We start from the raw sequence: 24904 nt of genomic DNA on the forward strand, positions 1-24904 counted from the left end.
CTCTGGAAAAAGATTTTCACCCTTTATATTTTGGATCACAATGGCATACAATGTTGCATTAGGAAGCATTCATGCGAAATTTATAAAGTTTAGCACCCTCCCCTTCTTCGGAATAGTAGACAACTCCATCTTTGGCTGGCTGTCTTATCTATTTATTTTTGCTCATGCCTTTTCAGTACCGTCCCCCAAAGAGAGAGAATCGAACTCCAACAAAGCAAAAATAACACCTTATAAATGGAAAAAATAATGAATGACGCCATTATATTCACATCATTCACGCTGCTAACCCTTGCAGCCTATATGCCTTCATTGTGGGCAAGCCTAGCTCTTTCCGGAAACGGTTACTCCCCCCTCAAAAGCTGGATTTTAGCCGTCTACAACACTGTTATTATTTTTATACACATGTCTTTCATCAAGCTCAGCACACTTCCCTTTGTAGGAAAGCAAGATAACTCCATCTTTGGCTGGCTTTCTTTTGTCATGCTCTTTGCACACGCTTTTACCCAAATCACACCTTGGGTACAACGATTCAGAATCATAAGAAAGTAATCACCTCAACTGCATTACACCTCCTTTTAGTACGCATGCAACAGGAGAGGAAACACCATGACCAACACGACAACCTACTTAACATTCACACTCATGAGCCTTGCATTTTACCTACCTTCACTTTGGGCACGATCTGCATTCTCTGGAAAAAACTTCTCAACGATAAAATTTTGGACAGTCATGACATACAACATATTCTTCATTTATCTTCATATGCGCTTTATAGAAAAAGAAAAGCTTCCCTTTTATGGCACTCAAGACAACTCAACACTTGGCTGGCTTTCGTTCGCACTGATCTTTGCTTACGCCTCGTCCTATGCTGTGCCTTGGGAAAGAAAGCCGTGGTTCGCACGAAAAAACGGTTTTAAACACCGTGAGCGTTGAAAACCACTATTTCCGAAAAAAGGAAGATATACCATTTGATATATGGATGGATCGGAAAAAGTAGATCAACCGTTCTGCGACAAGAAGGTAACCATAGGTTTTGATGTGATCGGTCTTTTTCGCGAATGAATTCGCTCCTACGGAGGTATGCGGAGATTTAAAAATCCCCATAACCCGGTAGGAGCGAATTCATTCGCGAAGACATTTATCGATTAAACCGCTCCGCAAGGCTGTGCAGGTACTCAGCCATTTCTTCCAGCTCTTTGCTGATCTGTGAGCCTTGCTGCGCCTGGCCGGCGCTTTGGTCGCAGAGTTGGGCGATGCGGGTGATTTGCTGGCTGATGTTTTCTGCTACGTGGGTCTGTTCTTCCGAGGCGGAGGCCATTTGTTGGCTCATGCCGGTAATCCGGGTGACGGCCTGGCTGATGCCGTCGAGGGCCTTTTGGACGGCTTCGACGCTGGCGACGCTTTCCTGGGAGATCTGTTCGCCTTTGCTGGCGGTCTGCACGGCTCGGTCGGCACCGTCGCGCAATGAGGTGATGATCTGCTGGATCTGTTCAGTCGAGGACTGGGTGCGTGAGGCCAGCGAGCGGACTTCATCGGCTACCACGGCAAAACCACGACCTTGTTCACCCGCACGAGCGGCTTCGATGGCGGCGTTGAGGGCCAGCAGGTTGGTTTGCTGGGCAATGGCGGTAATCACGTCGACAACGCTGCCGATGGATTGGGTGGCGCTGGCCAGTTCTCCAACGGCGGTGCCAATCTCGGTCACCGAGTTGGCCATGTGACGAATCGCCAGCAGGCTGTCATCGGCAAGGTTGCGGCCTTGCTGTGCCAGTTTGTCGGCTTCTTCGGCGGCATGGGCGGTGCTTTGGACGTTGTGAGTGACTTCCTGAATGGTCGCCGCCATCTGGTTGATCGCGGTGGCGGACTGGTCGGTTTCACTGCGCTGTTGATCGAGGGAGCGCGCTTGTTGATGCGACAGTTGCGCCGATTGCCCGGCGTGCTTTCTGACGCTTTCGCCGGTATCCACCAAGCGGGTCAAGGCGGTTTGCAGGCGCGCTTCTTCGCTGAGCAAAGCCAGGTCGAGTTGTGCCTGAGGCCCGCGGTTGTCGCTGTAGGTCAGGGCAACCAGTGGGCTGGTAAACGCCTTGGGGTGGTCGTCGAGGGTTTTCTGGATGCTGCTTCGATGGCGGGCTTCCAGGTAGCCACCCAGGGCGACCAATACCACCAGGATCATGACGAAGGATGCATTGTCGTCCAGCAGGTACACGCCCACCATCAGGGCAAGGGCGCAAAGAACCATCGGCAACTGGCGCAGCAGGTGATATTGCGCGCTGCCGAGCTTGGAAACCGCAGACTTGCCTGCACGCAACCGCGCATAGAGCGCTTCGGCACGGCGTACCTGATCGCGGGTCGGGACCGAGCGCACCGATTCATAACCGACAATGCGGCCGTTTTCGTATACGGCGGTCACGTAGGCGCTCACCCAGTAGTAGTCGCCTTGCTTGGAGCGGTTCTTGACCACGCCCATCCAGGGTTTGCCCTGTTTGATGGTTTCCCACATGTGGGCGAAGACCGAAGGTGGCATGTCCGGATGGCGGACCAGATTGTGTGGCTGGCCGATCAGCTCTTCACGTGTAAAACCGCTGAGCGCTACGAAGGCATCGTTGCAGTACGTGATGTGGCTATTGAGGTCGGTGGTGGAAATCAAACGTTCAGAAGCGGGAAAGGTTCTCTCGTTCTGGGTGACAGGCATGTTTACACGCATCTAGAAGACCTCTCCCTGATAAAATCTTCAAATACCGGGTACCTTGAAGGTTTAGCACAGTCTTTCAAAGTGACAACCGGAATCGCATTGGCATATTTATCGACCCTGTTGATAGGGCCTTTAATTATTGTTGTGCTGCATTTTCCAACGTTTGAAGCGCCATTTATTTTTACGGCCGTTCAAGCGTGAAGAGGTAGAAGCTTTTGCACACAAGAGAGTCACTACTTGCCCCCCGTTTTGTTTGTTTAAACAGGTGCTTCGCGGGTGTTTGGCGGCACTGGCACGCGGTTTTGCGAGCGGGGGATGTGCGGGCTTGAAAGGCCATAAATCCTTTGCTTCATCTTCTTGACCTCTGCACCATGAGCGCCCATTTCCAAGCGACTCGCCCCGCACCCCACAGGCAACGCCATGTCACGTAAACCTTCTTCCAGCCTTGAAACTCTTGTTTATCGGGTCAGTAAACTGCCCAAGCGGCTGAGCGCTGCACTGATTTCGTTGCTGGCCAGACGCAAGCGCCAGCCCGTGGAGGAATCCCCCACAACTCCGGAACCCCATGCGCCGCAGCCCGTTGAGCCGGACGAAAAAACACCATCTGCTCCGGTTATTGCAGTACGCAAAGCTGTTAAAAAAACGGCACCTCCCAAACCGGTCATAGAACCTGCCGCGCCCAATTGCCCGCACTGTAAAAAGACCATGATCATGAAAGTGGCACGTACCGGGCGTAATGCCGGTGGACATTTCTGGGGCTGTACGGATTATCCAAAGTGTCGGGGTATGCGGGGTATGTTCAGGACAGTATGAACAAACGACATCTTTAACTTTGTGTATGTTTTTAAACAACTTTTTAAACTTTTCAGCCACTGATGTATGGGGAAGTCCAATGCGATCGTTCAGTCTTAAAGCCGTGATGGTGTGCGTTGCATTGGCCAGTTGCCAAGGCATCGTGAGTGCTCAGGCAGCCACGAAACCCGCCGCCGAGAAACAGGCTGCTGCCACTCAGAAAGCGTCTTTACTCGACGGCAAACTGGCGTTCACGCTGCCGGCCGGCTACGTGCGGGGCGAGATGCCTGAAATCGATGCGAAGGCCATTGCTCAGGGCGTAAGTGGCGCGCTTTACACCCATCAGGCCCAGAAGCGGGTGTTGATTGTCACTGAAACGCCGATCCCGATGGATATGCAGGCCAGCGATAACGACAGCCTGGTGCTGGATGGTCTGGTCGCCGGGACGCTGGCTCAGCAACGCTCCGGTTACAAGGACTTCAAGGAGTTGGGCGAGAAGAAGATCGTCAAGAAGAACGGCCTGGGGATTCGTCAGATCGATACCTCGGCGACCATGAGCGGCGCGAAAGTGTTGAGCACGACCGTGGTGGCGGCGTCGGGAAGTCGGTCGGCGATCTTGAATGTGATTTCCAATGCCAAGAACGCGGTGGAACATGAGCAGATGGTGAAAACGGTTATTGGGCAATAGGAGTTTTAAGCTGCAAGCTTTAAGCGGTAAGTCAAAAGCTTGCAGCTATTCCCTACACCCGGAGTGATTGGGCAAGCAGCTCGATCAACGCCTGCACTTTTGGCAATGCTTCGCGGCTGCGGGGCCAGGCGAGGTGCAGGGCCAGGCCGTCGGTGCTCAGGTGCGGGAGGATTTCCACCAGTTCGCCGCGTTGCAGTTGTTCCTCGATCAGCCAGGTTGCCAGTTGGGCGATGCCGCAGGCTGAGGTGACGGCGGCTACCAGTGCCTCGCCGTTGCCGACGACGATCCGGCCTTCGATGGCGCGGGTTTCGGGTTGGCCCTGAGCATCGATAAACAGCCATGGGCTGGTGCTGCCATCGCCTCTGCCAAACACAATGCAGTCATGCCCGCTCAGTTCTTCGGCGGTGAGCGGTATGCCGTGGCGTTTCAGATAGGCCGGGGACGCACAGAAGATCACCCGCTCGGTTCCCAGGTAGCGATGCCCAACGCCCACCGGCCAGACTTGTGGCCCGCCAATGCGCACGCTCAGATCGATGCCCTCTTCCAGCAGATCGACGAAGCGATCCGTAAAAGTGACCCGAGGGCGCAGTTTGGGATGCTGCTCGGCAAACTTCAGGATCAAGGGCAGCACGTTCAGTCGCCCGAACGTGGCTGGCAGGTCGATGCGTAATTGCCCCGCCGGTTCGGAGCGTTGCGCCACCAATGCGGTTTCCGCGTCCTCCAGTTCCGCGAGGATGCGGATGCAGACGCCATGGTAAGTCACGCCCTCTTCGGTCAGGGACAAGCTGCGGGTAGTGCGCTCGAAAAGGCGCATGCCCAGGCGGCCTTCTAACCGCGCCACGCTTTTGCTGACCGCAGAGTTGGTCAGGTTCAAACGCTCGGCAGCGGCAGTAAAGCTGCCTGCGTTGGCCACAGCAACAAAGGTGGTGATGCCCTTGAGGCGATCAGGAGAGAACACGCTATGCCTCCAATTATGGAAATTATTTCCATAATGCTCTGAAAATTCTCCAAAGATAAGAACTCTTTTCCGCAATAAACTGACACATTCTTTCGTTTCAGGCTGTGTGTCATGTCGTATTCAGAATCTAGCTCTAGCGTCGCAAGCAGCGACGCGCGTTCCACGGGCACGGGTTTGTCCATTGCCATTCTGGCGCTCGCAGGTTTTGTGATCGTCACCACCGAGTTTTTGATTATCGGCCTGTTGCCTGCTCTGGCGCGGGACCTTGGGGTTTCGATCTCTGTGGCGGGTTTGCTGGTCACGCTGTTTGCCTTCACGGTCATGCTTTTCGGCCCGCCGCTGACGGCCATGCTTTCGCACCTGGACCGCAAACGCACCTTTATCGCGATCCTGCTGATCTTTGCGGCCTCCAATGCGTTGGCAGCGGTGTCGACAAATATCTGGGTGCTGGCACTGGCGCGCTTTATCCCGGCGCTGGCGCTGCCGGTGTTCTGGGGGACGGCCAGTGAAACCGCCAGCCTGCTGGCTGGCCCGAAAAACGCCGGTAAAGCCGTGGCGCAGGTTTACCTGGGGATTTCGGCGGCCATGCTGCTGGGTATTCCGTTGGGGACGGTGTTTGCCGATGCGGTGGGCTGGCGCGGGACATTCTGGGCGCTGACGGTACTTTCCGGGTTGATGGCGCTGCTGTTGGCCCTGTCGATGCCGCATCTGGCACCGAGCGAGAAAGTCGGCCTCAAGCAGCAGGCCAGAATCCTGCGCGACCCGAATTTCCTGGCAAACCTGCTGTTGTCTATCTTGCTGTTCACCGCGATGTTCGCGGCCTACACCTATCTGGCCGATACCCTTGAGCGTGTCGCCAGCATCGCTCCGGCTCAGGTCGGATGGTGGTTGATGGGCTTTGGTGCAGTCGGTTTGATCGGCAATGGTCTGGGTGGACGTTATGTGGACCGCAGCCCGCTGGGCTCGACCATGGTGTTCGCTTTGCTGTTGGCGCTGGGCATGAGTGCCAGCGTGCCGATGGCCGGTTCGTTGCCGTTGCTGGCGGTGGTGCTGATGGTATGGGGCATTGCACACACCGCGCTGTTCCCGATCTGCCAGATTCGCGTGATGAAAGCCGCACCGCAGGCCCAGGCACTGGCGGGCACCTTGAATGTGTCGGCGGCCAATGCCGGTATCGGGCTGGGCTCGATCATCGGCGGTGCAACCATCGAGCATCTTGGGCTTGGGTCGGTGGGGTATGTCGCAGCCGGGGTCGCGCTGCTTGCGATTGCCGTGGCATGGTGGACGCAGCGTCAGGCTCGTCAGTTGCAGGGCTGACAGCATCTGGCTGAACAGCCCGCTTGTTTGGCCTGCCCCTGAGCGAACTCACTGGCTCTGTCTGCATCAAGTGTTGTGATGTCTCTGGCGCTGCGCTGGTAATACTGTGGGAGGCGGCTTGCCGGCGACAATATTTCGGGATTACTGGCAAAAGGCTCTTCCCATGTATGCCGCCATCAGGCGAAACTCTTGCCTTTCGGTCAAGTACAGGGGTTTCTGGCCGGGTCGCACAACAGTCCGGTAAGCGCTATGAACACACAACACGGCAAAGGTCTTTCATTTGCCAAAAGAATCTATGCCCCACGCACCCTTGGCGTGAGCATAGGTTTCTTCACTGTGGCAGTGTCGTTGTATCAGGTCAGTGCCCCACACTGGCTATGGCCGTTGGTATTGCTCAATGCCTTTGTCTGGCCTCACGTCGCTTACCAGATCGCAAAACGCTCCTCTTACCCCTACAAAGCCGAATGGCGCAATCTGCTCACGGACTCCCTGATGGGTGGTTTCTGGGTCGGGGCGATGGGGTTCAGCGTGCTGCCCAGCGTTACCGTGCTGGCGATGATGGCCATGCACAACATCGCAGCCGGTGGCACACGATTGATGGTCCAGGGTTTTCTGGCGCAGTTTCTGGGGGCAATCATCGCGCTTCTGGCGCTGTCCCCGGTGATCAATATCGACAACAACACGGCCCAGATCTATGCCTGCCTTCCGGTGCTGGTGATCTATCCGATATTCATTGGCTGGATGAGCCATCAGCTTGCTCTCAGGCTATGGGAACACCGGAATATCCTGAGTGAACTCAGCCGCACCGACAGCCTGACGGGCCTCATCAATCACGGCTCGTGGAAAGACCTGCTCGAAGCCGAGTTCATCAAGAGCCGCAAACAGGAGCATCCGTGTTCCATCGCTCTGATCGACATTGACCATTTCAAGTCCATCAATGACACCTATGGCCACATCATGGGTGACACGGTGCTCAAGAACATCAGTGAAGCCCTGTCTCAAAACCTGCGCGATACCGACCTGGCAGGCCGTTATGGCGGCGATGAGTTCTGCATCATCCTGCCCGCCACCTCCGCCGAGCAGGCCAGCGAGATACTTGAACGCCTGCGCAGTGTGGTCAAGGAATATACCGACGCCCTGCTCCCTGACCTCAATATCAGCCTGAGCATCGGGATTGCGGCTTACCAGCCTGATATCACGGATGCGGCCATGTGGCTGCACGCCGCGGACAAGGCGCTCTACATGGCCAAGGCCAGCGGCCGAAACCAGGTGGTCAGCATCAAGGACAACTCGCAGGAATACCTGCGCCTGACGATGCAGAACTGACCACCCCGCCTCCGCCCTTGCCAGGCTCAGCCATCAATGGGAACTCCCCGCCAGTACGCAAAGGTTCTCCAGCAACCATTCAGGCGTATGCGTTTCGAAAATCACGCTCAGTGGCTGGGTCAGGTCGAGATTGCCGTAGAGGGCTTCCTCGTGATCGAGATGGCTTTGCTGAACCGCTCGGTAGTTGAGCGGGTAAATGCTCTGTTCCACCGGCAGCAAGCCGTCGAAATGTTCCAGCAGGCCATGAAAGACAATGCGCCGCTCGACCGTGTCACGGGTCGTGGCAATAAGCTTGGCGAAATACTCGCTATCGCGCTGGCGTAACGCTTCGCCTGCGGCATAGCGCTCAGCCTGGGTATAGGGCGCCGCTTCGTCATACACGACACAGCACAGGAACTCCCGGGACATCCCGGTAAAAGGGTTCTGCGTGACCTCGCGCCGACGGTAACGCCCCAGGATGAAGCGGACGGTCTTTTCTACCAGCAACTGATGTTCACGGTCCTTGATCTCATACAGGTCCTCAAAAACCGATGCCTGCCTCCCCAGTTGCGGGATCTCTTGGGAAAACCTGGCGAACAGCCCCTTGGGCCCCAGCAAGTTGGCCTGCTGCTCGCTGAGTTGGGCCATGGACAATGCGGACTGCCGGGCCGCCAGGTGTTGAAAATCCATCAGGACAGCAATACCTGACGCATGGAGGGCCAGCCGCACTGACTGATGCGGCTGCTCCTCACTCTGAATGAAACAGACATCCATGAAATAACTCCTTCTTATTGTTTGCTCTTTCGTTGTGCTGAATTTAAAAACCGATATTTATCGCCATGCCGCACAAACGAATGAGCGCCAAAGTTCAGCAATCGGTTCTGTGCCCACAAGTTTCATCCGGCAAGTAAAACCACGACAGCCTCCCCAACTGCCAGGTCACTGACTTCAAGGCACCGGACACTTTTTATCGAACAAACCGAATGCAGCCAGTCCCTTGATCACACTAACCGGCCCCACCCGGAACAAAGCGAATTATGTGCAGTCTGTCTCGTTGCACAACCCGACAGATGTAGGGGGTTGCACGTTCTTTCTTGTCATCAGCCGAGCAACATAGCCAGCAATAAGCTCGGTGCGAGTCTTTACCTGGCTCTTCCTGAGCAGCGAAGAAACGTGATCGCGCACGGTGTAGCCACTGATACAGAGCTGCTGCGCTATTTCCTTGTTGGTGCAGCCTTGCAATAGCAGATGCAAGACCTCCCGTTCCCTGATTGTCACCCACATGTTGTTTCTCCTTGTGATTAGCCTGTCCACATGCAAACTGTAGGAAGTTTCTTACACTCACCTTCCTTGGCATCAATAACAAATCGGCACACCCATACATTTATTTAGAACTATTTTTCACAGCTCACCCTGTACACAAAAACAAATTCAAACCCACATAAAGAAAACCACCAGAAACTCTCATAGACAAAGAAAACTCCTACACTACTGCCAGAACACTCCCAGCTAATTCATTAAAAAATCCCCATAGAAAACTTTTACCCAGCTTTTAGATTGGATAGTTTTATTCGACGGCATGAATAGCGCTGCGCATAGGCAGGCGAAAGATAAACTTGCACAATGAGAATTACAATCAGTTGTTACAATTGGATCCAGTTACTGACACATATTCAAACACACGTCACAACAATGTATGTCACAACCACTCAGCCCTTCTGCCATGGCAGGCAGGCTGAGTACTCGTCACGCTTGAGAGGGGGTTGAACATTGCCGGCGCGAGGCTCAACTCCGGCTGGCCGCACCATCATCGACCGACATTCCCTTGTGCAGGCCAAAGACGGCTGCGGTCAGCAAACCTGCGCCGCCCATGACAACGCCATAGGCGACACAGACCCATGGGCTCCAGGGCATCAGGGCAATGAGCATCAGCGGAGTGGTGCTGGCCCAGAGGGCGTAGGCGATGTTGTAGGTGAAGGAAATACCCGATACCCGAATGCCGGGCGGGAATAGCCCCACCATGACCGACGGCACGACACCGACAATTCCACAGGCCAGCCCGGCAATGGCATAGGCGATGGCCGGGGTAAGCCACTGCAGGATAAGGCTCGCGTACAGCACGCCGATGCCCAACGGCAGCAACAGGCTGTAGACGATCACGCCACGCCAGGCACCGATACGATCCACCAGCATGCCGGCCAGCACACAACCGATATTGAGGAACACAATGCCCACGGCACTCAGGGCAAAGGTGTCGCTGGCGCTGATGCCAAAGCGTTTTTGCATGACGGTCGGGGTGATCACCACCAGCACCACGACAGCCGAGGTCAGCACACAGGTGAGCAGGGCCGCAGGCAACAGCGACTGTCGGTGTTCGCGCAACACCTGGCCCAGCGGCAGGCCCTGCATGTTTTCGCGCTGGGCCTGCATGGCGACAAATACAGGCGTTTCACTCAACCAGCGACGTAACCAGACACCCACGACACCAAACACACCGCCCAGCAGGAACGGAATGCGCCAGGCGTAATCGAGGATTTCCGCAGGCGTGAATACTCTGGCCAGCCAGGTCGCTGTCAGCGCGCCCAGCAGATACCCGAACGTCAGCCCGGCTTGCAGAACACCCAGGGCATAGCCGCGATGCCCTTGAGGCGCATGTTCGGCGACAAACACCCAGGCGCTCGGCACTTCACCGCCCACGGCGGCACCTTGCAGGATGCGTAATGTCAGCAGGATCAACGGTGCCCAGTAACCGATCTGGGCGTAGGTCGGCATGATGCCGATCAGCAGACAGGGTAAGGCCATCATCAGGATGCTCAGGCTGAACATCTGTTTGCGGCCCAGACGGTCGGCAAAATGCGCCATCAGAATTCCGCCCAGCGGACGCGCCAGATAGCCGGTGACGAAGATGCCGAAGCTTTGCAGCAGACGCAGCCATTCGGGCATGTCTGGCGGGAAGAACAGCTGGCTGAGGGTCAGGGCGAAAAATACGAAGATGATGAAGTCGTAGATTTCAAGAGCGCCGCCCAGGGCTGCAAGGCTCAAGGTCTTGTAGTCGCCCCTGGAGAATGGCTGAGGGCGTGTTTTAACAATGGCTGTCATGGAGCCCTCGTAAACATGTCTGAAAAGAGCGCCTGCGTGCGCAGGGCGCGAAGATTTGCGTGGTGGAACGCCCAGTAGGAGCGAATTCATTCGCGAGAGGCCGGTACATCCGAAGAAAATCTATCGCCTTCAATGATGCCTCGCGAATGAATTCGCTCCTACCTGTTCGCCTCCGGGTGCTAGAAATTGACCGAAGCCGACAGGGTCGCCGTTCTCGGAGCACCCATGAACAGGTAGTCGTCGCCCAGGTATTCCCCGGCATCGCGCCAGTAGCGTTTATCGAACAGGTTATCCACGGTCAGGCGAAATACGGTGTCGTAGTCGCCCAGGCGGGTGCTGTAACGGCTGCCGATATTGAACAGAGCGTAGTCGTTGACCTTCACGGTGCCTTCACGGTTGGCATATTTGCTGGCGCTGTACTGCATGCCGCCCAGCAGCGCCAGGCCACGGATCGGCAAGCTGTAATCGGCCTGGAGGCTGCCGCGATACTTGGGAACGTTGAGCGCCTGATGATCTTCATAAGCCGCCGTGCCGCTGCCCTCGACCCGCGCCCGGATCGCCGCCGCACTGGCAGAAAGTTGCAGACGGTCGGTCACCCAGCCATTGGCGCCCAGTTCAAGGCCGGTGTTCTTCTGCTCGCCCTGCTGAACGTAGGTGAAGCTGCCATCATCATTGGGCTTCGAGTACTGATAGGCCTGACGTGCCTGGAACAGCGCAGCCGTGAAGCTCATGCGCTGCCAGTCGTACTTGATACCGGCTTCCAACTGACGCGACACGGTCGGCGCAAGAATTTCACTGGCGTTGGTGGTGAACCAGGCCGCCGTGCCACCCAGCGACAAGCCTTTGCTGTAGCTGGTGTAGAGAGAAATGTTTTCCACCGGCTTGTAGATCAGGGCCGCCTGCGGCAGGAAGACCGAGCGCTGGGTGTGACGCTGTTCGCTGCCATCTTCGGCGTAGGCGTGTTCGTCGAGACGCACCTGACGCCCGCCCAGCACGGTCTGCCAGTGTTCGTTGAAGCTGATCCGGTCGGTAACGAACAGCCCGTACTGGCGGCTGTCCAGACGGCGTTCGGTATGCGGCAACGGCAGATCCGAAGGCGATATGAGTTCAGGCGTCGTATTGATGTTGCCCGAACCGACCATCTCGTTGAAGGTGCCGCGAGTGTCCACGGTACGCCGGAACGCGCTGGTGCCGAAGGTCAGCTCATGCTTGAGCGAACCGGTGTCGAAGGTGCCGCTCATGGCCGCTTCGACTTCATCGTTGCGGCGCGTGTCGTCAGGGCTGCGGAAGTCGTAGATGTCGTAGCCGCCCTCGGCGCTGAAGTGATTGGGCACCGCTTCGGCGGCACAACTGGCCGAGCCATAGCAGCCCCAGGCGAAGGCGCTGTAGTCATCGATCACCACACGACTGCGCGAAGCGCTGAGGCTGCCTTTCCAGGCATCGTTGAAACGGTACTCGAAGCGGCCATTCATGTTCAGCGAGTCAATGCCCACCGGGTTCGACCAGCTCTGATAGCCCAGCAGCCTGCGCGGCGAGGCGTTGTGGGGCAACGCCGTACCGCCCAGCAATTGATAGCCCGGCACCGAGCGCTGTTCCTTGGTCTGGTATTCGACGTCCAGTTGCAGCAAGGCCCGGTCGCTGATGTTCCAGTCAAAGGCCAGGGAAGCGAAGTCACGCTGGCCATCGGCATGCTCGACGTAGGAACGCAGGTCTTCATGGGCAAGGTTGGCGCGCAGGCCGAACTGGTTTTCGCTGCCAAACCAGCCACCGACGTCTGTCGCGATGTAGCGACCGCCGTGCTCATTGGTGGACACCGTCACAGAGCGCACATCCTGGGCACGCTTGGTTTCGTAGTTGATCAGGCCGCCCGGCGCGGCAGCACCGCTCTGCAATCCGGACAAGCCCTTGAGTAATTCCACCTGTTGCTTGTTTTCCAGCGCCACATTCTGCTCGCCCGCAATGGTGCGGCCGTTGATGCGATAGCTGTTGGCGGCATTCAATGAAAAACCGCGAACCACGAAGTTCTCGTAATAGCCGACCGGGGCATAGCCGTCGCCCACTGAAGCGTCATTGCGCAGGACTTCACTGAGCAGCCTGGCCTGACGGTCCTTGATCAGCGCCTCAGTGAATACCGATACCGAAGCCGGCGTGTCGATCAGGGCTGTCTCGCCAAAGCCACCCACCGATGCCTGACGGGCCTGATAATCGGGGCTGGATGCGTCTGCGGTTCCCGACACTTTCACGGCATCCAGATTCACCGGCTCTGCGGCCAGCAACGGTGAAGTGACGGCCATGCCAAAGGGCAACAGACACGAAGCCAGACGCGCGGCAGGTCGGCGTGACGTACTCATCAATGAAACTCCAGCGGAATGGGGACCGGGAAAGCGACGAGGCACCATCCGGCCGGGGGCCACCTTTTACGTTCACCGCCGCTTTTTTACAACCTCTGCCTGCCTGCGTCGGAAACTTTGTCTACCAAGACGCAAGAAGCGACTTTCGGCCAGACACGCACACCTTGAACATTTAAGGATGAATTAAGTAAGGCGCATTAATCTGGCTTCAACAAAACAGTTGAACGAATCAACTGGTAAAGCATCCATTAAGCAGTCCCATCAGAAGGAATAACCCATGAAACTTATGCCTGCTCTTTTCACCGCCTTTGCACTGACCACTGCTGCCGGTATGGCCCAAGCCGATATTGGCCCTGACGAAGTAATCCGCCTGCAGAAATCCGGCGCAGTCGGGGACTTTGAACAGTTCAACAAACAGGCACTGGCCAAACACCCAGGCTTCCAGATTCACGATACCGAGCTTGAAAGACACGCTGGCCGTTACGTGTATCAGATCGAGCTGAAAGACGCCAAGGGCGTGGAGTGGGACTTCGAGGTCGACGCCAAGACCGGTGAAGTGCTGCGCGACGCTCAGGATCGCTAAGCGATTCGCTCAAGCCTCCCCGTTTGAGAACGCTCCCGCATGAACCTTTCATGCGGGAGTTTTTATTTATTATTGCAAACCGACTTTAAGCAACTTCCCTTTATCGTCATCGGTCAGCACATACAAGTAACCATCCGGCCCCTGACGGACATCACGGATGCGTTGTTTCATATCGCCCAGGAAACGTTCTTCGTGAACAATCCGGTCGCCTTCAAACTGCAAGCGGATCAACTCTTCGGTGGCCAATGCGCCAATAAACAAGTTATGGTCCCAGGCTTTGAAACGGCCGTCGCTATAAAACGCCATGCCGCTAATACCCGGTGACTTTTCCCACACATGGAACGGTACTTTCGTGCCTTCAACAAACTTGCCCTTGGCTTCCGGAATCGGTTGCCCGGAATAGTTGATGCCGTGGGTCGCGAGTGGCCAGCCATAATTCTGGGCGCGCTCGATGATATTCACCTCGTCACCGCCCTTCGGGCCGTGTTCGTTGGTCCATACGGTTCCGCTCCAGGGGTTCAGGGCCGCGCCCTGCTGGTTACGATGGCCGTAAGACCAGATTTCGGGGCGCACATTGTTCTGCCCGACGAAGGGGTTGTCTTTCGGGACATTGCCGTCCGGGTAGAGACGCACGACCTTGCCTTGCAGCTTGTCCAGGTCCTGGGAAGTCGGACGGTTATTGTTTTCGCCCAGCGCGATGAACAGATAGCCCTCGCGGTCGAAGACCATCCGCGAACCGAAGTGATTCCCTACCGACAGCTTGGGCTGCTGGCGGAAAATCACGGTGAAGTCTTCCAGTCTGGTCAGGTCGGCCGACAGGCGACCGCGTCCGGCAGCAGTGCCTGCATTGTCGCCTTCGGCGGCTGTCTTGCCGCTGCCTTCGGAATAGGTCAGGTAGACCAGACGGTCTTTGGCGAAATCAGGAGAAAGCACAACATCCAGCAAACCGCCCTGCCCTCTTGCCCAGACTTGTGGAACACCGGAGATCGGGCTGGACAGCTTGCCCTCCGGCGAGACGACACGCAGATTGCCCGATCGCTCAGTGACCAGAATGCCTTTCTTGTCAGGCAGGAACGCCAGAGCCCAAGGATGATCCAGCCCGCCAACCACTTCACTGACACTGACAGTGCCCAGCTCGCTCTTGTACTGCTGCACGGCCTCGTCAGCCGCACTGGCAGTCAATGGCAGGCTCAACAAAGCGGTGGCACACATTGTCGCGATCAGGGTTTTTCTTAACATGGGCGATTCCTTATGCATTGAGTAGAGATCCCGACTTCTGCGGGAGATGAGTCATGGGCGTTTAGGCGTGGTGTTCTGATTGGTCGGGCTGGTCGGGCTGGTTGGCGTCTGACGGGTTGGATAGCCATTGCGGATCCCGCCGTTTTCCAGGGTCGGCTGACGAGGTTCTGGCCCGATGCTCGGACGTACCTGAGGCGTGCTCGGCTGAGTGCCCTGGCGACTGTTGGGATTGGCGCGATGAATCGGGCTGTTATAGGGGTTGCTGGTGGCACCGTTTCTGCCCGGCTGATCCTGCGCCTGGGCAATGCCGATACCTGACAAGGCAACGAGCGCCGCGATTGCGAGGTTTCGCACAAAACTGTTCATCACTTGCCCTCAAGGGAAATGGTAAGGCTTTGATAGCGATTGGGTTGTCAGGTTCGACCTTGAATGACAGATGAGCAAGTTTATAACGAGGGAGTTTGTAACAAGGATGGTCTGGGGCAAGGCAACACAAAACGATGTGGGAGGCTGCGTGGTGTTGACGCAGCGCTCCGACGTCGTGCTCGCACCTGCGGATTTCAGGCTGTCTGGGGAATGCTCGCGGTAAAGGTCGTGCCATGTTCGGCCATGGAAAGGACGGTCACGTCTCCCAGGTGTGCCCGGGCAATCTCCCGGACAATGAACAATCCCAGGCCAACGCTGCGATTTTCATCCGTGTCACCTGAGTTGCGCACAGCAGGCTCGAACAGGTTATCAAGCATTTCGGGCGGTATCGGCTCCCCGAAGTTATGCACCGACAATCGAACCCGGTTCGACTCCAGCGCGGAGGTCACCACAATTTCCCCATCCACCGAGCCATAGTTGATGGCATTGGCAACCAGGTTACTGATGACCTGCACCAATCGGTCTGCATCGGCAATACAGGGGCCCTGGCCTTCGCAACGATGAGTGATGACATGGCCAGGGAATGCCCCGCGCATTTCCTCAACACAGCGGGCAATCACGGCATGCAGGTCAATGGGCAGAGGAGAAACCGAGATGCCGCGCCCGACTCTTGCATCGGTGAAATCCAGCAGATCGACAATCATGCGCTGGGCGCGGTCGGTTGCATGATTGATGTGGCCCAGCATGCGTTCCTGCCGGGGTTCCAGCGCGCTACGCCCCAGCAATCCGGACGCCATCTTGATCGCCGATAACGGATTGCGCAGGTCATGGCTGAAAATGCTCACCATCTGCTCGGCAAAGATCGCCCGGATTTCGGCCTCGACATGGGCCAGGCGCAAGCGGTTGCGGGCCGATGTCAGCTCTGTCTGGACGCTCATCTGTTGCAGCAGCAGCTCTTCGGCAAGCTTTTGCGCCGACAGCAGTTCACGTTCGTACTTGTTGCGCTCTTCAGCCACAAACACTGCAAGTTCATGGAAGAAGCCGCCAGCATGTTCACGGCGTATACCGTTGAGCATCATCGGGATCGGGCGGCCATCAGCATGAAGCAGCTCAAGTTTGACTTCGGCAACCGAACCACGGGCCTGTAGCAGAGGCGCCCAGTGAGTCTGATGGAAAATCTTGCCGGCCATGCTCAACAAGTCTTGAAAACGCCGCCCCAGCAGCGACTCGCGCTCCATGCCCAACCAGACACAGAAGGCCTGGTTGACCCGTTCGATGGTGCCGTTTTCCCGTGTCAGCAATAAACCGCAGGCAGCTCCGTCAAACAGGTCGTCAGCATCAGGCAAGGCAGGTGAATCAGACCGCATGTTCGGCATATCCAAAAGGTTGCAGGAATTCGCTCATCGCCGCGATACAGGCTTTGGGCGCACTCATGTGAGGATAGTGGCCGACGTTTTCGATGACGCGCAATGTGCTGTTCTCAATGACACGGTTAAGGTACTCGCCCACCTGGACCGGCACGATCATGTCATCGCTACATTGCAGAATCAGGGTTTTACCCGAAAAATTCGCGACATCCCTGCGGTGGTCCGACATGAAGGTCACGCGGGCAAACTGCTTGGCGATATCGGCATTGGTGCGACAGAAACTGTCGGCCAGTTCCTCGCCCAGTTCGGGACGGTCAGAAGAGCCCATCAGCGTTGGCGCCATGGTGCTGGACCAGCCCAGATAGTTGCTTTCCAGGGTATGCAGCAATGAGTCGATATCCGCCTGGCTGAAACCGCCGACGTAATCGTCATCGTTGAGGTAGCGAGGCGACGGGCCGACCATGATGTGGGCGGCAAAACGACCGGGAGCCTGGATTTCAGACAGTACCGCGATCATGGCGCTGACCGAATGCCCGACATGAATGACAGGCCCGGTATTGGCGAACTCCTCGACAACTTCCAGCAAATCGCTGGCATAACCGCGCAGGGAGGCATATTTGTGCGGGAAGTAAGCCGACAACTCGGACTTCCCGCTGCCCACCAGATCAAACAGCACGACCTTGAAATGTTTGGCGAACACCGGCGCGATGAAGCGCCACATGTTTTGATTGCAGCCAAAACCGTGAGCAAAAATCAATGTGGCCGGTCCATCGCCCATGACGTTTACGTTATTGCGTCGCTGAACCGGCATTACTGACTCCGTACCACATGAACAATGAGTCGAGATTAACACCCTTCACAGAGCCCGCGAAGGCTTGATAGCACTAAGCTTTCACTCCCCGATGTCTTCACTCCACAGCTCAGGCTTGCAGGCGATGAAACCATGCATCATGTGCTGGCAAGTCGTGTCGTGCAGCACATCGACTTGCACCCCACGGGAGCGCAAAAGCTCCTCTTCGCCCATGAATGTCTCGTTTTCGCCCACGATGACCTTGCCGATGCCATAAAGCAGAATCGCACCGCTGCACATCGCACAGGGCGACAACGTGGTATAGAGCACAGAGTCGCGATAAACGCTGGCAGGCTGGCGACCCGCGTTTTCCAGGGCGTCCATCTCGCCATGCTTGATTGCACTGCCCTCTTGTACCCGGCGATTGTGTCCACGCCCGATGATCTTGCCGTCATGAACGATGACCGAACCGATAGGAATCCCGCCCTCGGCCAATCCCTGTTGCGCCTCATCAATGGCGGCTTGCATGAATAGGTCCATGGTGTTGTTCCTCGCTTTCGTGTTGCTTTGATAGGAGCAGGCTCTGTACGAAATGTGTTCGAGCGAAGGTGAGCCTGTTTTCAACGCTGCATCACCGAACGCAGGTGGATTTCCTGCAGAGCCTCAATGGGCGAGTGACTTCTGAGCATTGCCCAGCGCTTGGGCAACGAAAGCCTTCAGCAGTTCGGACGAACGCGCTTTCATCTGTGCGCCGACCTCGTTGTTCCTGGCCTTGAACTTGTTCATCAAGGACAGGGAACTGCTGCCCTGATTCAGAGACTGCAATTCTTGCGCCGTAAAGGAATGAGCATAGGCTGCCGCAAGATTGCGGTCCCACTGCATCTGATAGGTGGGTTGCAGACGCTGCAATTCCTTGTGCACCAGGTCCTGAGCCTGGGTCTTGCCAATGGACTGGACAAGGCTTGCAAAGGTGACGGTGCGCGACGCGACCTGATAACCCAGCCAGGCCAGGCTGTCGCCAAGATGGCGTTCCTGAACGAACAGCAGCGCCGTATCGTCCGCGTCTTCATCGGCGCGAACATCCAGAGTCAGCGCCAAGGACAGCAGCAGGCTGCATCCCAAAAGGGTCAGGCTTGTTCTGGATACACGTGCCCTGAATACAACAGGCGGCAGACCCTGATAGTCATTCATGGCCTCCTCCCGAGATGAATTGACTGCAACCTTGAACTTAACAGTTAATCCACGCTTTTCCAGAGTCGGGGTCGCATCCCGTCGAGTCATGCCGTTATCAGGAAGATCCCGTCAGCCATTGCTCACACGTCATGCGATAAATCCGTACACCCAGGCGATGGTATTGGCTATGAATAAAGCCGCTGAACCCTGTCTTGCGCAGGATATTCACCGAAGCGGTGTTTTCAGGCTGCACGATTGCAATGACCGAAGGCATGCCCAGCACGGCAAAGCCGTGCTGCAACATGGCCCGAACGGCTTCGGTGGCAAGGCCCTGGCCCCAGAAGGCGGTGCCCAGCCGGTAGCCGATCTCGACTTCCCGGACGCCATCCACCCGTTCGGCGTTAAACCCGCAAAATCCGGCGAGCCGTGACGAAGCCTTTTCAATCACGGCCATCGGCCCAAAGCCATCGGTGTCATAGCAATGGATACAGCCCTGAACGAACTCGGCGGTGGCTTGTTCGCTGAGCACGCCCCGGACCGAATAGCGCATGACCTGAGCATCCCCAAGAATCGCCGCCAGGGCCGGGATATCGGTGCTGCCCAGCTCACGGATCAGCAAGCGGGGAGTATGCAATTCAACAGGTTTTCGGCTCATGGATAAATCATAGACCGCGGTTGATATGAGTCACGTCAGCGGGTCGGGCCTCTGTATGATGGCCCGCCTCGAACAGCAGAGCCCGACCATGCCCGACATTCAGTTCAGCATCCTGCCTGATGCCTGCCGCCCCTTGCTGGACAAGTTCTACCGCGAGCATAAATCGTCCATGCGCGCCGTGCCCCGCGGGACTCTGTGGGTGGCAAAACAGTCGCAGATCGTCGGCGCTCTTTGCCTGAGCGAAGTCGCCGACGGACATTGGCTGACCGGGTTGTTTGTCGACCCGCACCTGCGTGGCCAGGCCGTTGCACGACGCCTGATCGGGCATGCCGTGGAGCCATTGGCGGGGCCGGTCTGGCTGTTCTGTCATCCGGATTTGCTGGAGTTCTATCGGCTGAGTGGTTTCGAGCCAGCCCAGAGGCTGCCGCATGCACTGGGCGAAAAGTTCATGCGCTTCAGCCGCAGCAAGGCGCTGGTTGCCTTGTGCCGGGCAGGCCACTGAGTCAGTCGTCGGCGTTGGGGTCCATGTCCGGGAACATGACCTCGATAAAGCCGAACTTGCTGAAGTCGGTGATGCGCGAAGGGTACAACCGACCGATCAGGTGATCGCATTCATGCTGCACCACCCGCGCATGAAAACCCTGGGCGATGCGCTGGATCGGCTGGCCGTCGGGGTCAAAACCTTCATAGCGAATGCTTTCGTAGCGATCGACCATGCCACGCAGGCCCGGCACCGACAGACAACCTTCCCAGCCCGCTTCAAGGGTTGGGCTCAGTGGCGTGATCAGCGGGTTGAGCAGGATGGTCTGCGGCACCGCTTCGGCATGGGGATAGCGCTCACTGCGCTCGAAACCGAATATCACCAGTTGCAGATCGACACCGATCTGCGGCGCAGCGAGGCCAACGCCGCCGACACTTTTCATGGTCTCGAACATATCGGCAATCAGCGTCTTGAGTTCGCTGCTGCCAAACATCTCACGGGGCACAGGCGGCGCAATGCGCAACAAGCGCTCGTCGCCCATCTTCAGAATGTTGCGGATCATGGTGAGTGTCGGTCCCTTGAACGAAAAAGCGATTCTGGCACTCTGGCTCAGGATTCGTCAGCCTTTAATGTGCCATGCACCGAATGATCGCGCCCCAGCCCGGAAACATGCTGCTTGGTGGTTGAGTGTACGCCATTGTCGCCGGCCTCTTTCTCTCCGGCATCCTTGCCCTCTTGGGACATGTGCTCGATCACGGCATTCATCTCGGCACCGAGCAGCAGTACCGCCGCCGATATGTAGAAATACAGCAACAGCACAATGATCGCGCCGATGCTGCCGTACATGGCGTTGTAGTCGGCAAAAGTCTTGACGTAGAAGCCAAAGCCCAGCGACGCGATGATCCACACCACCACGGCCAGTACGGAACCGGGAGTGATGAAGCGGAATTCCTGCTTCACGTCAGGCATGACGTAATAGATCAAGGCCACGGCAATCATCAGCAGCAGGATGATCATCGGCCAGCGCAGGACGGTCCAGAGCGTGACGATGAATTCCTCCATGCCGATCTGCGAAGCGAACCAGCTCATGACCTGCGGGCCGACCACCATGAACCCTGCAGCAGCCAGCAACATGCCAGCGATGCCCACGGTGTAGAGGATCGATAACGGAAAACGCTTCCAGATAGGCCGCCCTTCAACGACGTCGTAGGCCGCGTTCATGGCGCTCATCATCAGGCGCACGCCTGCCGACGCAGTCCATAACGCAACAACGATACCGATGGACAGCAAGCCGCCCTTGGATTGTTGCAACTGATCGATTACCGGGTTGACCTGCTCCAGCGCCTGAGGTGGCAGAACCAGCTCAGACTGAAGACGCAGCCAGGAGAAGAAGTCCGGCAGGTGCAGGAAACCGATCAGGGCAATCAGAAACAACAGGAACGGAAACAGCGAAAACAGCATCTGGTAGGCCAGTGCCGATGCGTAGGTAGACATCTCGTCATCGAGAAACTCAGTGACGGTACGAACCATCACTTTGCCCAGTGGCAACTGACGCATGTGAGGAAAGATCATGGCGTCTCCTTGCGCTAAAAACCCGAATACATTACATCGCCCGACCGACAAACGCTGCGATTATGCGGCTGCCCATATGCCAGTAGCATTGCACTGGCGTCAAATGGACTGGGCGAGTTGTAAAAGGTTTCAAGGCCATGATGGATAAAGGCCACCTAGGCGATGACCTTTATCCGTTCTCCTTCAGGGCTACGCCTTGTCTACACCCTTTTTCAGTACTTCCTTGGTTTTACCTTTGGCTTGCTGGGCTTCGCCCTTGAGTTCCTGCGCCTTGCCTTCGGCCTTCAACCGGTTGTTGTCGGTCGCCTTGCCGATGCCTTGCTTGACGTTACCAGCCACTTCATTAGCTTTGCCTTTGATTTTGTCGCCAGTACTGCTCATGACGTTTCTCCCGGGTCTTGAAGACCGTTCTGAAATCAAATGTCGTAACCTCGACAAGAAAATTGACCGGGGGCCGTCGCGCAGAGTTTCAATTATTTTCCCGCCAAAGCCTTCCGTTCGTCAGCTTATGGGCAGGTCTTATTTCCGGTGTTTGTGCGAGAATGCGCGTCGCAGTCAGTCTGTGCCCGGCACACTGAACAAACCGATTCACAGGAACGTTATGAAACTCGATAAAAAGCTGGCCATCGCACGCAGGAACCAGGATCTGGGCGGCGCAGTGCTGGGCGTCAACAACACCCACTTCGCCATCCTGGATACCAAGCGCAATATCTGGTGGTTCGATCTGCCCGTGGCACGCCTGCAAGTCGGCCAGTACGAATGGCTGCATCTGCTGCTGCACACTCCGGCAACCGACCAATTGCTGCACCTGAAGGTGACCACCGTCTTCATGCGTGATCACATCGAAGGCCTGGAAGTGCGCAATGCCGGCAAGCGCAAGCCGACCGTCAGCCTTGAGTTGAGCGCCGACAAGGATTCGTTCCTCAAGGACATGCGCCCCAAGGGCAGCAACCTCAGCTTTGCGGGTTTTGTGCAGAAGTAAGGGGTTCAGGCAAGGCGGCGTGTCGCCAGATACCCCGCCGTCCCGGCCAGGGCCGAGACAACGGTGCCCCAGGCCAGATCGACCAGCGCCAACTGCGCAGGCCAACCCTGCAAGGTCGCCCAGTTCGTCAGGTCGTAAGTGCCGTAGGCAATCAGCCCCAGCAGCCCGCTATACAGGGTTGCATGCCCAAGGCGTTGCGCCTTGAGCGCGGGCAGTACGCCGAATATCACCAGCCCCGCCGCGTACAGCAGATAGAACACGACCGCCGGCCCCAACAGCGGCGCGGCGAGCATCAGCGGCCCGAGCCAGTCCCGATAGGTCGAGCCCATGAGCAATCCCAGCCAGATACCATCCAGGATCAGAAAAGCCAGAAGCGTACTGAAGTAGGCTGTAAGGACTTTTTTCATGGGCGCACCCGGTATCAGGTCAGTTCGATACGGTCAGGATGAATCACAATCTGACCCTGTTTATACAAGGCACCGATAGCCTTCTTGAAGTTCCCTTTACTGACGCCGAACAGGCCACTGATGACCTGTGGATCGCTCTTGTCGCTGACCGGCAAAACGCCATTGTTCTCACGCAATCTGGCGAGAATCTTGGAGTTCAGGCTACCGGCCGCTTCGGCGCCGACCGGTTGCAGGCTCAGGCTGATGTTGCCATCAGCACGAATTTCCTTGATGAAGCCTTTTTCCTGCTTGCCGGGACGCAGGAACTTGAATACTTCGTTCTTGTGGATCAAGCCCCAATGCTTGTTGTTGATAATCGCCTTGAAGCCCATGTCGGTGGCTTCGGCAACCAGCAGGTCGACTTCCTGACCCACGCTGTAATTGGCAGGCGTCTTGTCCAGATAGCGATCCAGGCGCGCAGTGGCGGTGATGCGGCGCGAGTGTTTGTCCAGATAGACATGCACCACGCAATAATCACCTGCCTGCAACGTGCGCTTCTCTTCGGAGTACGGCAGCAGCAGATCCTTGGGCAGCCCCCAGTCCAGGAACACGCCGATGCTGTTGACCTCGACCACCTTCAGGCTGGCGAACTCACCCACTTGAACCTTGGGTTTTTCAGTGGTGGCGATCAGCTTGTCTTCGCTGTCCAGATAGATGAAAACGTTGATCCAGTCTTCATCTTCAGTAGGAATATCCTTGGGGATATACCGGTTGGGCAGCAGGATTTCACCATCCTGAGCACCGTCCAGATACAGACCGAAGTTAGTGTGCTTGACCACTTGCAAGCTGTTGTAACGCCCGATTAACGCCATTTGCAGATACCCTCATTACGTAGGCGGCATTCTACCCGACTTTACGTCGGCATTCGCGCGGCAGATCACCGGCCCTCGCGGCGGGCAGCGTGCTGGCGAACAGATGCCCGGGATGTGCAGGCATTACTGACCAGCTCCCGCTCGTCAGTTTTCCGGGCAGAACATCCACAGACAAAACCAGCCGCCATCAATGATGACTTCCCATTTAAAACAGAGAGTTAAGGGTGTCATGCCGGGCCTTCACCTTCACTGCTCACGGGCCGCTCATTTGGCTGCGCGTCTTATTAAGCCAGCAGAGACCCTTCATTTCCTGTACGATGGCTGGCCGTACGAAGTTTATGAAGGTTATGGCAGTCATGCGTATCAAGGCATCCCACACCAAAGCAAAGCCAGCTCCAGCCGTTGAAACGAGCGATTCGATCAACGCCCAGATCGCAGCTTTCCTTAAGTCCGGCGGCGAAATCCAGCAAATCGCCAAAGGCGTGAGCGGCCAGACTTTTACCCCGTCCAAGCACATCAACCTCGGCAAGAAGTAATTCTCCCCGACTGCTTTGCGGTTTCTATGCGCCCTGATCAATGCAGGGCGCTAGCTACATCTCCCGTCTCACTGCTAATCTCCTTCATTATCTCCAAACCAAGAGCAGGAAAACGCTCTGGTAGCAGACCCCTTTTGCTTTGCGGAATGCTTGAATGAAGAACTGGATGCTTTTCGGCGCTCTGATCTACCTGGGTGGTTGTGCATCGCAGCATTGCGAAAACGGCCCCAATGAAAATCCCCTCACTGACAGCCCTTGCCGTGCAGGCCATCTGCTGTATCAGCACGATATGCTTCAGGCCAAACTGCTGATCAGCGAAGCTGACCGCGAAAACTACGAACTGGCCGAGGCCATGCTGCGACGCGCCGCCATCGACGATGCATCCGGTGAAGCCGAGTTCTATCAGGCGGTATTGCTGATTCGCGAGCAGGCCGAGCAGAAGCGGATCATCGATCTGTTGCAGACTGCAGCCGACAAATACCGGCACCCTCTGGCCATCGCCCTGCTCTCCCAGCAACTGAGCATGAGCGACCCGCAAAAGTCCGAACGCTATCGCACCGAATACGCCGAACTCGACGTGGCCAAGAGCGGCTACCCCTCGTTCGAGCAGGCTCTGGTGGTGATTCGCGGGCTGATCATTACGCCCACCGAGACAACAGCCAGCAACTGAAGCTCCTGCGGATCGACGAACGGTCCGCAT

Annotated in this window: 29 protein-coding genes and 1 pseudogene; 11 read left to right on the forward strand and 19 right to left on the reverse strand. The window is 56.7% G+C overall.

The annotated features are described in order from the left end of the window. The first annotated feature begins 246 nt into the window (after positions 1-246). Both JL015_RS02440 and JL015_RS02445 read left to right on the forward strand, forming a co-directional pair. Positions 247-549, forward strand: a complete 303-nt coding sequence (locus JL015_RS02440; protein WP_201017285.1) for a hypothetical protein — start codon at positions 247-249, stop codon at positions 547-549. Positions 550-606: 57 nt separating this feature from the next. Next, positions 607-933 carry a hypothetical protein gene (locus tag JL015_RS02445; protein WP_201017286.1) on the forward strand — a complete coding sequence of 109 codons (327 nt, stop codon included), beginning with the start codon at positions 607-609 and terminating at the stop codon, positions 931-933. Between the two features lie 205 nt (positions 934-1138). Here JL015_RS02445 and JL015_RS02450 read toward each other — a convergent pair whose 3' ends face one another. Together JL015_RS02450 and JL015_RS27990 are read right to left on the reverse strand one after the other, a co-directional pair. Continuing rightward, a complete protein-coding gene (locus tag JL015_RS02450) occupies positions 1139-2173 on the reverse strand; it encodes a methyl-accepting chemotaxis protein (RefSeq protein WP_371856563.1) in 1035 nt (344 codons plus the stop codon). 249 nt (positions 2174-2422) lie between these two features. Further along, positions 2423-2704: pseudogene (locus JL015_RS27990) on the reverse strand (PAS domain-containing protein); the annotation flags it as partial. A gap of 408 nt (positions 2705-3112) precedes the next feature. Here JL015_RS27990 and JL015_RS02455 point away from each other — a divergent pair. Both JL015_RS02455 and JL015_RS02460 read left to right on the forward strand, forming a co-directional pair. Next, positions 3113-3505, forward strand: a complete 393-nt coding sequence (locus JL015_RS02455; RefSeq protein ID WP_201017287.1) for a topoisomerase DNA-binding C4 zinc finger domain-containing protein — start codon at positions 3113-3115, stop codon at positions 3503-3505. Between the two features lie 79 nt (positions 3506-3584). Further along, on the forward strand, positions 3585-4172 hold the full coding sequence (locus JL015_RS02460) for a polyribonucleotide nucleotidyltransferase (protein ID WP_201017288.1): 588 nt from the start codon (positions 3585-3587) through the stop codon (positions 4170-4172). A 52-nt stretch (positions 4173-4224) separates the two neighbouring features. On the opposite strand, the gene JL015_RS02465 is transcribed toward JL015_RS02460, so the two are convergent. Next, a complete protein-coding gene (locus JL015_RS02465; protein WP_201017289.1) occupies positions 4225-5130 on the reverse strand; it encodes a LysR family transcriptional regulator in 906 nt (301 codons plus the stop codon). A gap of 111 nt (positions 5131-5241) precedes the next feature. Here JL015_RS02465 and JL015_RS02470 point away from each other — a divergent pair, with 111 nt between their 5' ends. Together JL015_RS02470 and JL015_RS02475 are read left to right on the forward strand one after the other, a co-directional pair. Then, positions 5242-6447, forward strand: coding sequence for an MFS transporter (locus JL015_RS02470; protein WP_201017290.1), 1206 nt, complete (start codon positions 5242-5244; stop codon positions 6445-6447). A 249-nt stretch (positions 6448-6696) separates the two neighbouring features. Further along, positions 6697-7773, forward strand: coding sequence for a diguanylate cyclase (locus JL015_RS02475; protein ID WP_201017291.1), 1077 nt, complete (start codon positions 6697-6699; stop codon positions 7771-7773). A 33-nt stretch (positions 7774-7806) separates the two neighbouring features. Here JL015_RS02475 and JL015_RS02480 read toward each other — a convergent pair whose 3' ends face one another. The 4 genes from JL015_RS02480 to JL015_RS02495 form a co-directional block, all read right to left on the reverse strand. After that, positions 7807-8526, reverse strand: a complete 720-nt coding sequence (locus JL015_RS02480; protein WP_201017292.1) for a hypothetical protein — start codon at positions 8524-8526, stop codon at positions 7807-7809. Between the two features lie 261 nt (positions 8527-8787). Then, positions 8788-9036, reverse strand: coding sequence for a helix-turn-helix domain-containing protein (locus JL015_RS02485; RefSeq protein WP_201000024.1), 249 nt, complete (start codon positions 9034-9036; stop codon positions 8788-8790). A gap of 501 nt (positions 9037-9537) precedes the next feature. Further along, positions 9538-10851: an MFS transporter gene (locus JL015_RS02490; RefSeq protein WP_201017293.1), complete on the reverse strand. Its 1314-nt coding sequence runs from the start codon at positions 10849-10851 to the stop codon at positions 9538-9540. A gap of 179 nt (positions 10852-11030) precedes the next feature. Next, the gene (locus JL015_RS02495; RefSeq protein ID WP_201017294.1) at positions 11031-13202 is read right to left on the reverse strand and encodes a TonB-dependent siderophore receptor; all 2172 of its coding nucleotides are present in this window, start codon (positions 13200-13202) and stop codon (positions 11031-11033) included. A 277-nt stretch (positions 13203-13479) separates the two neighbouring features. Here JL015_RS02495 and JL015_RS02500 point away from each other — a divergent pair, with 277 nt between their 5' ends. After that, complete coding sequence (locus JL015_RS02500) at positions 13480-13785, forward strand: PepSY domain-containing protein (protein WP_025261403.1); 306 nt, start codon at positions 13480-13482, stop codon at positions 13783-13785. Between the two features lie 69 nt (positions 13786-13854). On the opposite strand, the gene JL015_RS02505 is transcribed toward JL015_RS02500, so the two are convergent. The 7 genes from JL015_RS02505 to JL015_RS02535 all read right to left on the reverse strand — a co-directional run bounded on the left by JL015_RS02505 (position 13855) and on the right by JL015_RS02535 (position 19375). Further along, positions 13855-15024, reverse strand: a complete 1170-nt coding sequence (locus JL015_RS02505; RefSeq protein ID WP_201000027.1) for a PQQ-dependent sugar dehydrogenase — start codon at positions 15022-15024, stop codon at positions 13855-13857. Positions 15025-15075: 51 nt separating this feature from the next. Continuing rightward, positions 15076-15390, reverse strand: a complete 315-nt coding sequence (locus tag JL015_RS02510) for a hypothetical protein (RefSeq protein ID WP_201017295.1) — start codon at positions 15388-15390, stop codon at positions 15076-15078. A 194-nt stretch (positions 15391-15584) separates the two neighbouring features. Beyond that, positions 15585-16757, reverse strand: a complete 1173-nt coding sequence (locus tag JL015_RS02515; RefSeq protein WP_201017296.1) for a PAS domain-containing sensor histidine kinase — start codon at positions 16755-16757, stop codon at positions 15585-15587. Then, the gene (locus JL015_RS02520) at positions 16747-17568 is read right to left on the reverse strand and encodes an alpha/beta fold hydrolase (RefSeq protein ID WP_201017297.1); all 822 of its coding nucleotides are present in this window, start codon (positions 17566-17568) and stop codon (positions 16747-16749) included. Before JL015_RS02520 ends, JL015_RS02515 begins: the two co-directional genes overlap by 11 nt. Positions 17569-17649: 81 nt before the next feature. After that, positions 17650-18087 carry a nucleoside deaminase gene (locus tag JL015_RS02525; protein WP_201017298.1) on the reverse strand — a complete coding sequence of 146 codons (438 nt, stop codon included), beginning with the start codon at positions 18085-18087 and terminating at the stop codon, positions 17650-17652. A gap of 123 nt (positions 18088-18210) precedes the next feature. After that, a complete protein-coding gene (locus tag JL015_RS02530; RefSeq protein ID WP_201017299.1) occupies positions 18211-18738 on the reverse strand; it encodes a hypothetical protein in 528 nt (175 codons plus the stop codon). A gap of 97 nt (positions 18739-18835) precedes the next feature. Beyond that, positions 18836-19375 (reverse strand): GNAT family N-acetyltransferase, encoded by a 540-nt coding sequence (locus tag JL015_RS02535; protein ID WP_201017300.1) that lies wholly within the window; start codon positions 19373-19375, stop codon positions 18836-18838. Positions 19376-19463: 88 nt separating this feature from the next. Here JL015_RS02535 and JL015_RS02540 point away from each other — a divergent pair, with 88 nt between their 5' ends. Continuing rightward, positions 19464-19877, forward strand: a complete 414-nt coding sequence (locus JL015_RS02540; protein ID WP_201017522.1) for a GNAT family N-acetyltransferase — start codon at positions 19464-19466, stop codon at positions 19875-19877. Position 19878: 1 nt separating this feature from the next. On the opposite strand, the gene def is transcribed toward JL015_RS02540, so the two are convergent. From def to JL015_RS02555, 3 genes are all read right to left on the reverse strand, one after another. After that, positions 19879-20418: a peptide deformylase gene (gene def / locus JL015_RS02545; protein ID WP_201000033.1), complete on the reverse strand. Its 540-nt coding sequence runs from the start codon at positions 20416-20418 to the stop codon at positions 19879-19881. Positions 20419-20465: 47 nt separating this feature from the next. After that, positions 20466-21428 carry a YihY/virulence factor BrkB family protein gene (locus JL015_RS02550; RefSeq protein ID WP_025261412.1) on the reverse strand — a complete coding sequence of 321 codons (963 nt, stop codon included), beginning with the start codon at positions 21426-21428 and terminating at the stop codon, positions 20466-20468. 189 nt (positions 21429-21617) lie between these two features. Then, positions 21618-21809 (reverse strand): CsbD family protein, encoded by a 192-nt coding sequence (locus tag JL015_RS02555; RefSeq protein ID WP_025261413.1) that lies wholly within the window; start codon positions 21807-21809, stop codon positions 21618-21620. Between the two features lie 220 nt (positions 21810-22029). On the opposite strand from JL015_RS02555, the gene JL015_RS02560 reads away from it, so the two are divergent. Continuing rightward, positions 22030-22410 carry a hypothetical protein gene (locus JL015_RS02560; protein ID WP_201000035.1) on the forward strand — a complete coding sequence of 127 codons (381 nt, stop codon included), beginning with the start codon at positions 22030-22032 and terminating at the stop codon, positions 22408-22410. 5 nt (positions 22411-22415) lie between these two features. Here the strand turns inward: JL015_RS02560 and JL015_RS02565 are convergent, their stop codons facing one another. Together JL015_RS02565 and JL015_RS02570 are read right to left on the reverse strand one after the other, a co-directional pair. Further along, positions 22416-22817, reverse strand: coding sequence for a DUF2177 family protein (locus JL015_RS02565; RefSeq protein ID WP_201000036.1), 402 nt, complete (start codon positions 22815-22817; stop codon positions 22416-22418). 14 nt (positions 22818-22831) lie between these two features. Further along, positions 22832-23668: a CvfB family protein gene (locus JL015_RS02570; RefSeq protein WP_201017301.1), complete on the reverse strand. Its 837-nt coding sequence runs from the start codon at positions 23666-23668 to the stop codon at positions 22832-22834. A 347-nt stretch (positions 23669-24015) separates the two neighbouring features. Between JL015_RS02570 and JL015_RS02575 the strand changes: the two genes are divergently transcribed. Together JL015_RS02575 and JL015_RS02580 are read left to right on the forward strand one after the other, a co-directional pair. After that, the gene (locus tag JL015_RS02575) at positions 24016-24204 is read left to right on the forward strand and encodes a hypothetical protein (protein WP_025261417.1); all 189 of its coding nucleotides are present in this window, start codon (positions 24016-24018) and stop codon (positions 24202-24204) included. A 154-nt stretch (positions 24205-24358) separates the two neighbouring features. Further along, positions 24359-24874, forward strand: a complete 516-nt coding sequence (locus tag JL015_RS02580) for a hypothetical protein (RefSeq protein ID WP_201000038.1) — start codon at positions 24359-24361, stop codon at positions 24872-24874. Positions 24875-24904 lie beyond the last annotated feature (30 nt).

The sequence above is a fragment of the Pseudomonas cichorii genome (assembly GCF_015471405.1).
Lineage (GTDB): Bacteria > Pseudomonadota > Gammaproteobacteria > Pseudomonadales > Pseudomonadaceae > Aquipseudomonas > Aquipseudomonas serbiensis.